This is a genomic window from Flavobacterium ponti (genome assembly GCF_042652765.1).
Taxonomy (GTDB): Bacteria; Bacteroidota; Bacteroidia; order Flavobacteriales; family Flavobacteriaceae; genus Flavobacterium; species Flavobacterium ponti.
This window is the reverse complement of the sequence record NZ_JBHSGW010000028.1, coordinates 1-14,729: the sequence shown is the minus strand read 5'-3', so window position 1 is coordinate 14,729 and position 14,729 is coordinate 1. Positions and strand designations below refer to the sequence as shown.

Here is a 14,729-nt window from a genome sequence, read left to right as displayed (position 1 = left end):
TAGAAAGAATTAATCTTTCATTATTTTTTCACCCATGGAAACCAATAATGAACCTATTAAATTTCTGTCTACTTTCTTATGATTTAATTCGTCAGTCTTTTCGTTTACTTTATCTTCTAATTCAGTAATTCGAATATTTAAATCCGTTGACAAATTATCAATAGTTGTTGAAAGTTCTTTGTGAGTGTCTTCAATTAAAGCCTCAATTTCTTCTTTTCTTTTTTCTATATGATTTTTAATCGAATCAAATTCAGCATCAATTTGCTGAATATTTTCACCAAAAATCAGATTTTTTATAGCTTCTAATCGTTGAGCTGATTCATTAATGGCAGTAGAATTTCCATCAACCTCTTTGTTTTGATTTTTAGACATTTAAATATATATTTTCATTTGTTTCGGATTTACAAATTTAGGAAAAAATCAAGAATCAATTTTTTTGTGCAAAAAAAAGAATTGATTTATAAAAAAAATCGACCAAACAACTAATTTATAAGATTAAATGCAATTTAATAGGCGATTTACTTCATAAATTCTTCAGCTTTTGCAACCATATTATAACTACCACAGAAAAAAGGAACTCTTTGATGTAATTCTGTAGGCTCAATTTCCATAATTCTGTTGTAACCGTCTGAGGCTTTTCCACCCGCTTGTTCGGCTAAAAATGCCATAGGATTACATTCATAAAGTAAGCGTAATTTCCCTTTTGGAGCTTTAGAACTAGTTGGATAAATGTAAATACCTCCTTTAATCATATTTCTATGAAAATCAGACACTAAACTTCCAATATACCTTGAAGTGTAAGGTCTATCTCCTTCTTCTGCTTGACAGTATTTTAGGTAATCTTTTACTCCTTGTGGAAAATGGATGTAGTTCCCTTCATTGATAGAGTAAATATTTCCATCTTTAGAAAATTGCATATTTGGATGAGAAAGATAAAAAGTTCCAATTGCAGGATTTAAAGTAAAACCATTTACTCCATGACCTGTTGTATAAACTAGCATAGTTGAAGTACCATAAATAACATAACCTGCTGCTACTTGATGAATTCCTTTTTGCAGAAAATCCTCATTAGTAACTGGAGTTCCAACTGGAGTTACTCTTCTAAAAACAGAAAAAATAGTTCCAACAGAAACGTTTACATCAATGTTTGAAGAACCATCTAATGGATCCATTAAAACTACATATTTGTTGTTGTGTCCTTTATCACTTCCTGCTACAGTTATAAAATCATCATTTTCTTCAGAAGCAATACCACAAACAATTTCTCTATTAATTAAAGTTTGAATAAAAGTTTCATTGGCAAAAACATCTAATTTTTGTTGATCCTCACCTTGTATATTTTGTTCACCAGCAGCACCAACTATGTCAACTAGACCTGCTTTATTAACTTTATAATTTACAACTTTAGCAGCTAATCTAATAGAATTTATAATTCTAGATAATTCTCCTGTTGAATATTGAAAAGCATTTTGATTTTCAATAATATATTCTCCTAAAGTTTTGTTTCTTTCTTCCATTATGAAATCGTTGTAGTTGAGTTGTCGGCACAAATATCGTGTTTTTTGTGAAAAGAAATAAGATTTTTAGGTAGATGTTTCACATAATGTTATTTTTGTCTAAAATTCCAAATCATGATTATAAGAAAAGGAACAAAAGATGACATGAAAGCTATACTCGATTTAATTATTGAGTTAGCCGTTTTTGAAAAAGAACCTGATGCTGTTGTCATTACTGAAGAAGATTTAATTAGAGACGGATTTTCATCAAACCCATTATTTCATACATTTGTAGCTGAAAAAAACGGAGATATTGTCGGTGTTGCTTTATACTATTACAGATATTCTACTTGGAAAGGAAAAACTATTCATTTAGAAGATTTAGTGGTTAAAGAAAGTCAACGTGGAACTGGAGCTGGTTTTGCCTTATACAGTGAAATTATAAAACAAGGTAAAAAAGACAATGTCAGAAGAATTGAGTGGAATGTTTTGGATTGGAATGAAAATGCTATAAAATTCTACGAAAAATCTGGAGCAAAAATCCTTAAAGATTGGTGTGTTGTCCAAATGGATGAAATTGGAATCAATAATTTTCTAAATCTTAATACTTAATACTCTTATCTTAATACTTACATAAGAATGAAAATATTTAAATTTGGTGGTGCTTCAGTAAAAGATGCTGATGGTGTAAAAAACGTTTTAAATGTGCTTAAGACTGTTGGACATGATGATGTTTTAATCGTTATTTCTGCAATGGGAAAAATGACCAATGCTTTAGAATTAGTTATTAAAAATTACTTTGAAAAGTCAACAGAGTTTAATGCTTCATTGCAAGAAGTGAAAAAATACCACAACCAAATTTTAATGGATTTGTTTGATGATGAAGACAATGATGTGTTTTTTGCTGTAAATAGTCATTTAGCTGATTTAGAATACTTTTTAAGAAGCAACAAATCTCCAAATTACAGTTTTGTTTATGATCAAGTAATTAGTTATGGAGAAATCATTTCAACCACAATTGTAAGTCATTATTTTAATGATCAAGGTCTAAAAAACAATTGGATAGATGTTCGAAATTACATCAAAACAGACAACAATTACCGTGATGGAAATGTAGATTGGGAACAAACACAACAATTAATTTCAAAAGGAGTTAAAAAGAAAAATTTAAACATCACACAAGGATTTTTAGGTTCAGATGAAAACAACTTTACTACAACTTTAGGAAGAGAAGGTTCTGATTACACAGCAGCTATTTTTGCTTATTGTTTAGGTGCAGAAAGTGTAACAATTTGGAAAGATGTTCCTGGTGTTATGAATGCTGATCCAAGGTATTTTGAAAATGCTATTTTGTTAAACCAAATTTCCTATCGTGAAGCTATTGAGTTAGCGTTTTATGGAGCAAGTGTTATTCACCCAAAAACATTGCAACCACTTCAAAGAAAAGAAATTCCTTTGTTTGTGAAATCATTTATAAATCCACTTTTACCAGGAACTTCGGTTTCAAAAGGAGCTGATTTAGATCCTCATACTCCATGTTTTATCATTAAGAAAAATCAATTATTACTTTCATTGTCATCATTAGATTTTTCATTTATGATGGAAGATCACATGAGTGAAATTTTTGCTTTGTTTGCTGAATATAAAATTAAAGTCAACTTAATTCAGAATTCAGCGATTAGTTTTTCAGTTTGTATTGAAGATAAATATGGAAATTTTGACGCTTTGAGAAATAGTTTGGCAAAAAAATTCAAGATTTCTTATAATGAAAATGTTTCGCTTTACACTGTTAGACATTTTGACCAAGAAGCTTCAGAAATCATTGAAAAAAACAAAAAAATCTTATTGAAACAAATTTCAAGAGGAACTTTACAAGTTGTGACCAAAGAGTAGTTTGATTTGCCAAAGTTTTGTAGGTTTAAACTAATCCAAAATTCACGAATTTTTGACTAAACTCATTTGAGACAAAACCCAAAAAATATACTACTTTTGAAAATTGTGAGTTATAGTATTTATGGGCAAGAAGTGGTTTTTATGGTTTTGTTTGTTTTTTGTTTCGGTCATTTTGGCTCAAGAAACACAAACACCTTATAAATCAAAAAAAATTGTTGCTACAAAAGACACTATTTCTTTAGAAAAAGTCAGCATTAACAAAGCTTTCTTTAAAGTTTTAGATAAAAATGGAATTGAAATTGATTCATCTACTTATAAAGTTGATTTTAAAACTGGAAAATTACTTTTCAAAGAAAATTTCACTTCAAAAGATACTTTGGAAGTCAAATATTTAACTTTTCCTGAATTTTTGACCAAAACCTATTCCATTTATGATGAAAATAAAGTAGTTTCAAATGAAGCTGGACAACTTTTCACCATAAAAAACCCAAGCAAAAGTACATTTAGACCATTTGATGGTTTAAATACAAACGGAAGTATCACCAGAGGAGTTACTGTTGGAAACAATCAAAATACGGTTGTGAATTCCAATCTTGATCTTCAAATTACAGGGAAATTATCAGATAAAGTTAGTTTACGAGCTTCCATTCAAGATAGTAATATTCCTTTGCAAGATGGAGGTTATTCGCAAAAATTAGATGAATTTGACCAAATTTTCATTGAATTATTTTCAGACAAATGGAACATTAGAGCTGGAGATTTATTTTTAGAAAACCGAAAAGCTTCCTTCTTGAATTTCAATAAAAAAGTACAAGGAATTTCTTCGCATTTCACATTTGGTTCAGACGAAAACAAAACAGATATTTTCGCTTCAGCAGCTTTGGTTCGTGGACAATATGCACGAAGTACTTTTACAGGTCAAGAAGGGAATCAAGGTCCTTATAAATTACGAGGGAATAATGGTGAGTTGTATGTTTTAGTAATTTCAGGTTCTGAGCGAGTTTTTGTAAACGGAATTTTACTTACTCGCGGAGAAAACAATGATTATATCATAGATTATAATGCTGGTGAAATAATTTTTACTTCTTTATTTCCTATTACTTCTGAAATGCGAATCAATGTAGAATATCAATATACTGATAGAAATTATACGCGATTTGTAACTTATGCTGGTGCAACACACGAAACCGAAAAATGGAATATTGGTGGGTTTTTATATTCCGAAAACGACGTGAAAAATCAACCTTTACAGCAAAATTTATCGGAAGATCAAATTGCAGTTTTACAAAATGCTGGTGATGATTTAAGTTTAATGAACGCTCCTTCAGCTTATGAAGATAGTTATTCCGAAAATAAAGTTTTGTACAAAAAGGTTATTATTTCAGGTATTGAAGCATTTGAATATTCTAATAATCCTGATGATGAATTGTATAATGTTCGATTTAGTTTGGTTGGAACTAATCAAGGTAATTACATTTTGGTAAACAATCAAGCCATTGGAAAAATTTATGAATATATTGAACCCATAGCAGGAATTCCTCAAGGAAATTATGAACCGATTGTCAGATTAATTGCTCCTACAAAAATTCAGATTGCAACAATTTTAGGAGGTTATAATCCTTCAGAAAAAACTAAAGTTGATTTTGAAATTGGTGTGAGTAACAATGATTTGAATTTATATTCCAATTTAGATGATGAAAACAATAATGGAATTGCGGGAAAAATAACTGCAAAACAACGTTTATCATCAAAAAAAACTACCATTGATGGTTTTGCTGATTTTCAGTTTATCCAACAAGATTTTAAAACCATTGAAAGACTTTTTACTATTGAATTTAATCGTGATTGGAATTTAACAACACCTTTAGGTAATCAAAGTTTATTACTTTCAGGTTTAGATTTTAATTTTAACAAAAATGGTTCTGCCAAATATCAATTGGAGAAATTAGATTTTTCTGAAAATTTTTCGGGAACAAGACATAGTCTTTTTGGAAATTATAATCACAAAAACATCTCGATTTTCAATCAAAGCAGTGCCATGAAAAGTGATGGAAGTTATTCTGAAACTAAGTTCATTCGAAATCAAACCAAAGCAAAATACAATTTCAAGAAAAACTGGATTGGAGGAAGTTTCAATTATGAAGACAATGTTGAGAAATTAGTTGAAACCAATGAGTTTTCGGCTTTAAGCCAAAAATTTGCAGAGTACGGAGCATTTGTTGGTCGTGGAGATTCTACAAAGGTTTTTTTGGAATTAGGCTATTTACAACGTAAAAACGACAGTTTACAAAATGGAATTATTCAACGTGTAAATCATTCTGATTCGTATTATGTAAACTCTCAATTAGTAAAGACAGAAAAAAGTAATTTAAGCTTTTTTGTAAAATACAGAACATTAAAGTTTGAAGATTCGACTAAAAAAGATGAACCTTCATTAAACTCTAGAATTATTTATAACGATAGATTTTTTGATCAATTAATGCAATTATCTACTATTTATGAAAACTCTTCAGGAACAATTGCTCAACAAGAATTTACGTATTTAGAAGTTGAACCAGGACAAGGTGTCTATACATGGAATGATTATAACAACAATGGAATTCAGGAATTACAAGAGTTTGAAATTGCTCCTTTTCCTGATTTGGCTAAATATGTTCGAGTGTTTTTACCAAATCAAATTTTTTTACGAACACATCAAAATAAATTTTCCCAATCGTTGACTTTCAACTTAAATCAATGGCAAAATAAAACTGGTTTTTTAAAATTTATGTCAAAATTTTATAACCAAACTTCTTTTTTGATTGACAGAAAAATTTCTAGAGATGGAAATAATTTTGACTTAAACCCTTTTTCAACTTCTGATGAAAATCTTATTGGGTTGAATAATAGTTTTAGAAATAGTTTATTCTTCAATAGAGGAAAACAACGAAATTCAATTACCTACAATTTCTTGACTAATGATTCAAAAAATTTACTTTCTGTTGGTTCGGTTAAAAATAAAGCCAAATCACATCAGTTACAATACCAACATTTAGTTCAAAAAACTTGGCTGTTTACTTTATCAGGAAAAACTATTTTTAGTGAAGCTTTTTCTGAAAATTATCCAAGTAGAAATTTTCAAATTGAAGGTTATCAAGCTTTTCCAAAGGTTTCCTATTTGTTTTCAAAAAATGCGAGTTGGGATGTTTTTTATGAATTTCAAAATAAAGAAAACCAAATTGGAAATGGTGAAAGTTTACAACAAAATCGTTTTGGAACTTCATTCACTTTCAACAGCGAAAAAGGATTTAGTGTGAATGGAGAATTTTCGCATTACGATAATTCATTTGATGGAAATGCTTTGTCAGCTGTAGGTTTTCAATTATTAGAAGGTTTACAAGTTGGAAAAAATCAGACTTGGCGTTTATTGTTGCAAAAAAATCTAACTAGTTATTTAGATATAAATGTAAACTATCAAGGTCGAAAAAGTGAAACTTCAAAAACAATCCACACTGGAAATGTACAGTTGAGAGCTTTTTTCTAATGGCTTAAACTTATGTTAAAATACTATAAACAAAGGGTTTTATAAAATTATATTGCTTTTTTTAACTACTTTTACCTTCTTAAAAAAATTACGATGCGTTTAAGTTTAATAATTACTATATTATTTACTTCTTTTGTTTTTGGACAACTAAGTAATAAACACTGGTTGCCACCACTACATTCAAGAGATGGTTCTGTTGTGAATGACCACTATTTATATCTTTCTACTCCTAACCCTACACCTTTTGCTGTATCTGTAAAGAGTGGAAACGGAACACCTATTCCTGGTTCTCCTTTCACTATTTCTCAAGGTAATCCACAAACTATAAATATTGGAAATGGTCAGCCTTCATTAATGTTTTTAAATCAAACTGATGTCAATGTTGTAAAAAGTGACAAAGGATTAATTTTAGAAGCTTCAAAAGATTTTTACGCTACTTTTAAAGTTCGTTCTGGTAACCATGCTGAGGTATTAGTGGCCAAAGGAATACCTGGTATTGGTACTCAATTTAGAGTGGGAAGTGTTCCTCAAGGAGGTGATGGAACAATTAGGAATTTTGTTTCTAGCTTTATGGCAACAGAAGACAATACAACAGTTGATGTTTCTGATTACAATACTAATGTAGTTTTTACTTCGGGTTCTGGTGACATTACACTAAATGCGCAAAATTTTGTGCTCAATAAAGGAGAGTCAGTTGTATTATCTGGTTATACTGATTTCAGTGCAAATTATGATGGTTTTATTGGAGCATTAATTTCTTCTGACAAGCCAATTGCTGTGAGTACAGGAAATGCTTTAGGAGGCACTTTAGGTTCGGCTGACGGACAAGATTTTAATTTAGATCAAATTGTGTCATACGATCAAGTTGGTTCAGAATACATTGTAGTTAGAGGTAATGGTGGAGATGATTCCGAATTTCCAATAGTAATTGCAACTGAAGATAATACTCAAGTTTTTGTGAATGGAAGTGCAACCCCTTTTGCTACCATAAACACAGGTGGTTATTTAATTATCCCTCCATCATTTTATCAAGGTATAAACCATAAAAACATGTATATAACTTCCAGTAAACCGATATATTTATATCAAGTTTTAGCTGGAGCTAACTATTCTGCAACAACAGGAATGAACTTTATTCCACCTTTAAGTTGTTTTTTTCAAAAAAGCGTTGATTTAATTCCAAGTATAAATTCAATAGGAAACACACAATATACTAGCGATATTATTGCTCTAACTTATTCAACTGCAACTATAACTGTTAATGGTAATCCAACAACCGTTACTTCAGAAGCTGTTTTAGGAACCACAGATTGGGTTACATACAGAATTCCTGGTTTTACTGGAAATGTTGTAGTTGAATCTACTGGTCCTTTGGCCGTTGGTGTCTTTGGTGCTAGTGGTGCTGCTGGCTATGGTGGTTATTACTCAGGCTTTGGTAGTGAACCAAGAGATACAAATGTTACAATATGTTCTATTGGAACAACAGATTTATTAGAAGCTATTGATGGTAATCCTGAAACTGGTGGTACATGGACTCCAGCTTTAGCAAGTGGAGGTGATATTTTTGATCCTAACACAGATTTACCCGGAACTTATAATTACTCCTATGTTGCAACATGTGCAAATATCAGTGTTGATATAACCGTAGCTATACAACAAGCTCCTGATGCAGGAACAAATAATACTATTGATGTTTGTTCAACTGACCCACAAATTGATTTATTCTCTTTATTAGGAAACAATGCTACTGTTGGTGGAGTTTGGTCACCAGCGATGGCTAGTGGTTCTGGCATATATGATCCAAGTATAGATGCAGATGGTATCTATACATATACTATAGAAAGTGATGGAATTTGTGATGAAATTTCATCAACTATAACAGTGACAAAGAATACTTCTCCAACAATAAATCCAATTTCGGATTTTAAGATATGCGATGATGCACTTGATGGAGATGATACTAATGGTTTTGCAACATTTAATCTTTCAACAAAAAATTCAGAAGTTTTAGGTGGACAAGCAGCTATAACCGTTACTTATCATGCCAGTCAAATGGATGCAGAAAACAACATTAGTCCTTTAAACAATTATTATTCAAATACTCAACCGGTATTTGTAAGATTAACAGACAATACAACAAATTGTTTTTCTATAACATCTTTTAATTTAGTAGTTAATTCATTACCGGTTGTGACAAACAATGTAGATTTAAAACAGTGTGATACTGACACTGATGCTATTACTGATTTTAATTTAACTTTTGCTAACTCACTAATATCTACTGACAATACTTTAGTTTTTACCTATTTTACTAGTCAAGCAAACGCTCAAAATAATATAAATTCTATAACAAATATTACAAATTACACCTCTCCAAATAATGGTGTTGTTTGGACAAGAGTTGAAAATCAAAACAATTGTTTTAGAATAGTAAAAGTAAATTTAATAGTATCAACAACAACTCCTATAAATAATATAGTTTTAAGCCAGTGTGACGACTATATTGATTTAAATGACCCTTCTAATGATGGATTTGATTATTTTGATTTAAATGATGCTACAATGAATATCTTAAATCAATTTCCACCTAATCAAAATTTACAAGTTTCTTATTATATAAATGAGGTTGATGCAACTGCTGGATTAAATTCAATTGATACTTCAATGGATTTTAGAAATACAATTGCCAACAATCAACTTATATGGGTCAGAATAGATAGTGTAATTAATAATGAATGTTTTGGATTAGGTCAATATGTTCAACTTGTAGTTAATCCTATTCCTAATTTTGACTTAGGTAATGATTTTAGAGTTTGTTTAGATCCAATTACTGGTGCTGGTTCACAAACTATAAATGCTACACCTATAACTGCTGGAAATTATAGTTACAATTGGACTCCTGCAAACCCTACAACAAATTCTTCAGGAAATCAATCTGCAATTTACACAGTAACACAACCTGGAACTTATAGTGTTATTGTTACAAACACAAATACTCAATGTGAAAACTTTGACAGTATTGAAGTTACATTTTCTTCAGAACCTGAAAGTGTGAGTGCTATTTTAATAACACCTTTATTCTCACCTGGAACTGCTACAATTGAAGCTCTACCTGTTGGTGGTTTTGGAATCTATGAATACAGTATTGATAATGGAATTAATTGGCAGTCTAGTCCTGTTTTTGGTGGTTTAACTAATGGCAACTATACAGTACTTGTTAGAGATGTAGATCAATGTGGTATAATTTCTTCTCAATCAATACAAACTGTGACTTATCCTGCTTATTTTACTCCAAATGGAGATGGTTTTAATGAATATTGGAACATAAATGGATTGTTACAATCTTACCAAGGAAAAATCTTTATTTTTGACCGTTATGGTAAGTTTTTAAAAGAAATTAAACCTAATGGAAATGGTTGGGATGGAACTTACAATGGACAGCCTTTACCTTCAACAGATTATTGGTTTAAAATTGAATATACTGAAAATGGGAATCGAAAAGAATTTAGGTCACATTTTACTTTAAAAAGATAAAAAAAAAGGATAGTTTAAAACTATCCTTTTTTATTTACAAGTAAGTTTAATTTTTTTAAAAAGATGTGCTCAAAGAAATTGAAAGTCCCTTACTTTCTGGAACAAATCTACAAACTCCTCCTACACATACTAATCCTCCTCTTTGTCTTCCATAATTTAATGCAACACGTGAAGCTCCTTTTCTATAGCTTCCTCCTAAATTATAGTAATGTACTTTACCTTCTCCAACTTTATTATTACCATAATTATACATATCCCAAACATAAAAAGAGAGTTTTGGATTATAATAAAATTCAAGAGTTGCTCCAGCCCAATTTTTTTTATCAGCATCTGCCCACATGTGTTCTCCTTGTAACCTTACAGATTGCGTCTTATTAATTTTGTAAGTTGCATCAGCAGCAACAATATTTGTTTTAACTAATGAACCACCTTGTAGAAATTTTTGATTCACATATTGATTCACGTATACAAAGTTTCCTTGTAGTTTATCGTTTATTTTTTTAGTTATCTCAATATTATAATCAGAAAAATATTTTTTACCAGAACCAAAAAATTCCGTATTGTAACTTGGTGGAAAATAAGTATAATTCCCTTTTAAGTTATACCAATTTGCAATATTTACAGTAACTTTTGTACCGTATTTTCCACCTAGTGCTGATTCTTTCTCAAAATTATAGAAAATATCAAATTGTCCTCCAATTTCACCTATTTTTCCAATAGCTGGGTCTGGAATGTCTATTTTTTGAACTTGATAAACATAGATATTAGCTAAATTATAATGATGTTGCTTAGTCAATGCTGGTAAATAATTAACAATTTTGTCGTTAAAATTATAGCTTGTTGAACCACCCGAAAAATTGTTATCAATATAAAGTTCAGGTTCTCTTTCTGAGTAAAAACTCATGTTTTCCATTCTTCTTAATGTTGCATCAATTCCTAAGTTTTTTTGTGAATAGCCAAAATTTACTAAAATAGCATTTCCTGGTTTAATGAAGTTATTATCTATAGAATTGTTTATAATAACAGGTTCTTCTGATTTATATGCATATTCTGTTGACGCATAAAATGAATTATGAGAAAAATTTAATCTTCCAGAAAAAGCATTTGTTAAACTTTCAAATTTAGGTTTTTCAACATCCGTTTTTTCGTCTCTTCCAACATAACTTAAACCTAACGACAAATCAGAAGCTTCAAAGTTCAACAAACTACTAGCATTAAATTCAGTATTAAAACCAAAAATATCACTATTCGCTACATCAAAACCTGTTCTTTGTTTTCCATACAAAGCAATAAAAGTTAAATCATCTATAGGACTATACTTGATTCTTCCACCTCTTAATGCATTATTAATTCCTAATGCTCTATCCTCCCATGTTCTTAATATTAATCCACTACCAAACTGTTCGTAAAAATAACCTGCTGTAGCGTCAATTTTATTTGATTTATAATTAAGAAAATAAGTTCCTACGTTAGTTTCGTCATATTTTGGATTATAATTTAGTAAAGCATTTGGAGCATATGATTCTAATTGTAAACCAGCAGTCCATTTATTGTAATTATAATTTAATTGTAAATAATTGTTTGATCTAAAAGGATCTTCAGGATGTTTGATTTCTCTTCCATTGATTTCATCATTTATGTACCATTGCGAATTAGATTCAAAACTACCATATAAAAGACCGGATTTTTTTTCTTGAGCTATTATGTTAAATGAACTTATTACTAAAAGTGATAAAATAATTTTTTTCATTATAATGATTGTAATTTAATATATAACTCTTCCTCAGAACCTGGTGTAAATCCATTTTGGATATGAAGAATTTCTCCATTTTTTACCACTATAGTATAAGGGATATTTATAATTCCTAATGCTCTTTTTAAGTCTTGATTTGTGTCTAGTAAAACATCAAAAGCCCATCCTTTTCCATTTAATAAAGGTTTAACTCGTTTTTGTGTTCTAGAATCATCTGTTGAAACTGCAATTATTTCAATATTTAAATCTTTTTTCCAATCATCGTAAACTTCATTTAGAGCATTTAATTCTTCAATACATGGTGCACACCAAGTAGCCCAAAAAGAGAAAACGTAAATTTTATCATCCTCTCTATAAGTTTCATTTAAATTAATTTTTTGATTGCTTAAATTATTAATGGATAAATTAGGTAATTTACTTTGGCCAATTGCAAAGTTTATAAATAACAGGAAAATAATTGAGTAATATTTCATAATATGTTTAAAATTTGATGCAATTAAATAAAAAAAAGTGATATATATAAAAAAAATTTATTTATTTGCAATATTAAACAACTAATTTATATAATATTATGAAACTTTTTAAATTTTTATTGCTGTTTTTATCATTAGGAACTCTTCTTTCATGTAGTTCGAATGATGAAGGAGAAGTTACAATTACTTTAGCAAGTAATTTTACTTCTAGGTATGTGAATGAAGCAGCAGTTTTCTCTGTCACCACAAGTGATGGAAATGATGTAAGTTCTAACTCAACTTTTAAAGTTGATGGAGTTGCAATTACCGGAAATTCTTTTTCTTCACCAATAGAAGGAACTTTTACAGTGGTAGCAGAGTATGATGGTAAAACAAGTAATCAAATTACTGTTACAGTATTACCAAGTCCTATACCCGTAAGTTCTGTTACTTTAACTGCAAATAAATCAACTGTTGGAAATGGTGATAAAATAATTTTCACAACAATGGGTAATAATGGTGCAAATTTATCCCCTCAAGCAACTGTTTATTTTAATGGAGTGGCTCAAACAGGATTCAATATCACTATGAACACTGTTGGTACTATTGATGTTTACTCTACTTACACTAATGCAAACAATGAAACATTTACTTCAAATACTATTCAAGTTACTGTTGTTTCTATTATTAATTTTAATAAAAGAGTATTAATTGAAGATTTTACAGGAACATGGTGTGGCTGGTGTCCTAGAGTTTCTTATGGGATAGAACAAGTAAATTTGCAAACTAACGATGCAGATGTTGTAGCACTTCATAAAAGCGGAAATGATCCTTATATTATTAACACTTCTCCTTATAATGTTTCATCTTATCCAACTGCTCATTTAAATAGAACAACTGAATGGTCTTATCCTGAATCTGAAAATGTTGAACAAGTTGTTGCTTTAACTTCTGGAACTAACCCTCGTTTAGGTTTAGCTTTAGCTCCTTCTTTAAGCGGAAGTACTATAAATGTTGATGTAAACGTAAAATTTGGTTATAATTTTAATAATTTAAAACTTGTGGTATATGTTTTAGAAAGTGGACTTGTTTATCCACAAACTAATTATACTTCTTATTATGGTGGTAGTAGTACTATCCAAAACTTTGTTCATAATCATGTTTTAAGGTCTGTATTAACAAATATTTCAGGAGATAATATAAATGGAGCAACAAACTCTGGAGATGTTTATACTAGAAACTTTTCTGTAGCTCTACCGAGTAATATTACTAATTCTAATAATGTTTCAATTGTTGCTTTTGTTGTTGATGGCTCTGGTAGAGCCTTGAATGTTAGAACTGCTCATTTTGGAGACAATCAAACATTCGAAGTAGAATAAATTAAATTATTTTGAAAAAAAAAATCAAAGGCTGTCATTAACTTGATAGCCTTTTCTATCTTTACAGCATATTTATGTTTAACACATAATTTTTAGAACTGTATCTATTAAAAAAGAATTTATAAAAACAATTCAATGAGCAATATTAGAATCACAAAACAGTTTAGCTTTGAAACAGGTCATGCTTTATATGGCTATGATGGTAAATGTAAAAATGTTCATGGACATAGTTATAAACTTTCTGTAACCGTTTTTGGAAAACCTATAACTGATTCAAATAATGTTAAATATGGTATGGTTATTGACTTTACTGATTTAAAAAAAATTGTTAGAGAAGAAATTGTTGATGTGTTTGATCATGCAACAGTCTTTAATAAAAATACTCCTCATATTGAATTAGCTAAGGAATTAAAAGAAAGAGACCATCATGTAATTTTAGTTGATTATCAACCTACAAGCGAAAATATGGTTATTGATTTTGCTTCTAAAATTCAAAATAGATTACCTGAAAATATTAAATTACATTCTTTAAGGTTGCAAGAAACCGAATCTTCCTTTGCGGAATGGTTTGCTTCTGATAATTAAAATTATATACAAACTTATCACATAAAAAAATCCCTAACTCTTTTTGAATTAGGGATTTTTTATTGGTTGGTTGGGTTGGTTAATTTTTGTTTGTTTATTTCTTATTTCTTAACG

At 29.6% G+C, this 14,729-nt stretch carries 10 protein-coding genes; 6 read left to right on the top strand and 4 right to left on the bottom strand.

The genetic code is table 11. The features are described 5' to 3' along the window. Nucleotides 1–9: 9 nt before the first annotated feature. Nucleotides 10–372: a fructose 1,6-bisphosphatase gene (locus tag ACFO3U_RS13570; RefSeq protein ID WP_379743566.1), complete on the bottom strand. Its 363-nt coding sequence runs from the start codon at nucleotides 370–372 to the stop codon at nucleotides 10–12. Nucleotides 373–518: 146 nt separating this feature from the next. Further along, nucleotides 519–1,517 (bottom strand): class 1 fructose-bisphosphatase, encoded by a 999-nt coding sequence (gene fbp / locus ACFO3U_RS13565; RefSeq protein WP_379743563.1) that lies wholly within the window; start codon nucleotides 1,515–1,517, stop codon nucleotides 519–521. 114 nt (nucleotides 1,518–1,631) lie between these two features. Here fbp and ACFO3U_RS13560 point away from each other — a divergent pair, with 114 nt between their 5' ends. The 4 genes from ACFO3U_RS13560 (at nucleotide 1,632) to ACFO3U_RS13545 (ending at nucleotide 10,446) form a co-directional block, all read left to right on the top strand. Next, the gene (locus ACFO3U_RS13560) at nucleotides 1,632–2,108 is read left to right on the top strand and encodes a GNAT family N-acetyltransferase (protein ID WP_379743560.1); all 477 of its coding nucleotides are present in this window, start codon (nucleotides 1,632–1,634) and stop codon (nucleotides 2,106–2,108) included. A 27-nt stretch (nucleotides 2,109–2,135) separates the two neighbouring features. Continuing rightward, nucleotides 2,136–3,389 (top strand): aspartate kinase, encoded by a 1,254-nt coding sequence (locus ACFO3U_RS13555; protein WP_379743557.1) that lies wholly within the window; start codon nucleotides 2,136–2,138, stop codon nucleotides 3,387–3,389. A 121-nt stretch (nucleotides 3,390–3,510) separates the two neighbouring features. Further along, nucleotides 3,511–6,912 carry a hypothetical protein gene (locus ACFO3U_RS13550; RefSeq protein WP_379743554.1) on the top strand — a complete coding sequence of 1,134 codons (3,402 nt, stop codon included), beginning with the start codon at nucleotides 3,511–3,513 and terminating at the stop codon, nucleotides 6,910–6,912. A gap of 93 nt (nucleotides 6,913–7,005) precedes the next feature. Beyond that, complete coding sequence (locus ACFO3U_RS13545) at nucleotides 7,006–10,446, top strand: T9SS type B sorting domain-containing protein (protein WP_379743551.1); 3,441 nt, start codon at nucleotides 7,006–7,008, stop codon at nucleotides 10,444–10,446. Nucleotides 10,447–10,501: 55 nt separating this feature from the next. Here ACFO3U_RS13545 and ACFO3U_RS13540 read toward each other — a convergent pair whose 3' ends face one another. Both ACFO3U_RS13540 and ACFO3U_RS13535 read right to left on the bottom strand, forming a co-directional pair. Next, nucleotides 10,502–12,196 (bottom strand): DUF6029 family protein, encoded by a 1,695-nt coding sequence (locus ACFO3U_RS13540; protein ID WP_379743548.1) that lies wholly within the window; start codon nucleotides 12,194–12,196, stop codon nucleotides 10,502–10,504. Then, on the bottom strand, nucleotides 12,196–12,672 hold the full coding sequence (locus tag ACFO3U_RS13535; protein WP_379743545.1) for a TlpA family protein disulfide reductase: 477 nt from the start codon (nucleotides 12,670–12,672) through the stop codon (nucleotides 12,196–12,198). The genes ACFO3U_RS13540 and ACFO3U_RS13535 overlap by 1 nt, the downstream gene beginning before the upstream one ends. Nucleotides 12,673–12,770: 98 nt before the next feature. On the opposite strand from ACFO3U_RS13535, the gene ACFO3U_RS13530 reads away from it, so the two are divergent. Together ACFO3U_RS13530 and ACFO3U_RS13525 are read left to right on the top strand one after the other, a co-directional pair. Next, a complete protein-coding gene (locus ACFO3U_RS13530; protein ID WP_379743542.1) occupies nucleotides 12,771–14,030 on the top strand; it encodes an Omp28-related outer membrane protein in 1,260 nt (419 codons plus the stop codon). 135 nt (nucleotides 14,031–14,165) lie between these two features. Continuing rightward, a complete protein-coding gene (locus tag ACFO3U_RS13525) occupies nucleotides 14,166–14,615 on the top strand; it encodes a 6-pyruvoyl trahydropterin synthase family protein (protein ID WP_379743539.1) in 450 nt (149 codons plus the stop codon). Nucleotides 14,616–14,729: the final 114 nt, after the last annotated feature.